The following is a 300-nucleotide window of genomic DNA, read 5'->3' as shown; positions in this document are numbered from 1 at the left end:
CTATGGCGCGGGCGGCGGCATCGAATTGCCGTTCGGCGGCGTGAAGCATTCCGGACACGGACGCGAGAAAGGATTCGAGGCGCTGTACGGCTTCACGACGCTGAAGACCATCGCGATCCGGCACGGCTGAGGGCTGCATCCTTTGCAGGGTTCACATCGGGAGACAAGGACATGCGACTGCAAGGCAAGACGGTGATCGTGACGGGCGGCGGTTCGGGATTCGGCGAAGGCATCGCGAAGACGTTCGCGCGCGAAGGCGCGAACGTGGTCATCAACGACCTCAACGGTCCCGCCGCCGAA

The 300-nt window shown here is 64.0% G+C and carries 2 protein-coding genes; both read left to right on the top strand.

Annotated elements, in window-relative coordinates:
* On the top strand, positions 1 to 130 hold a 130-nt coding region (locus QCE73_RS34200; RefSeq protein WP_309885357.1), incomplete at its 5' end, for an aldehyde dehydrogenase family protein.
* Positions 131 to 171: 41 nt separating this feature from the next.
* Positions 172 to 300, top strand: a 129-nt coding sequence (locus QCE73_RS34195; RefSeq protein WP_309885356.1) for an SDR family NAD(P)-dependent oxidoreductase, incomplete at its 3' end; no start/stop codon positions are given.

This window comes from Caballeronia sp. LZ029 (assembly GCF_031451275.1).
Classification (GTDB): Bacteria; Pseudomonadota; Gammaproteobacteria; order Burkholderiales; family Burkholderiaceae; genus Caballeronia; species Caballeronia jiangsuensis.
The sequence above is the reverse complement of the archived record's forward strand: the minus strand, read 5'-3'. Positions and strand labels throughout refer to the sequence as shown.